General features: G+C 38.7%; 1 protein-coding gene. It reads left to right on the forward strand.

What is annotated here, in order from left to right:
• Positions 1–15 precede the first annotated feature (15 nt).
• Positions 16–256 (forward strand): proton-conducting transporter transmembrane domain-containing protein (locus MN204_RS21010; RefSeq protein WP_306798837.1); only part of this gene is annotated, 241 nt, incomplete at its 3' end.

Genomic DNA, 256 nt, shown 5'->3' on the forward strand with positions numbered 1-256 from the left:
TTAGCTACTTCTAGTATGATATTAGGAAATTTAGTTGCCGTTACTCAAAGAAGCGTAAAACGTATGCTAGCTTATCCTTCTATAAGCCAAATTGGATATATCATGATTGGGGTACTTGCTGCAGACTCGGGGAACGGCTACGCAAGTATGATAACTTATACGTTTATCTATATACTCATGAATTTGGGAACTTTTGCTCGTATCACCCCATTTGGTTTACGAACCGGAACTGATAATATCAGGGATTACGCAGGAT

The organism is Oceanobacillus saliphilus (assembly GCF_023522835.1).
Lineage (GTDB): Bacteria > Bacillota > Bacilli > Bacillales > Amphibacillaceae > Oceanobacillus > Oceanobacillus saliphilus.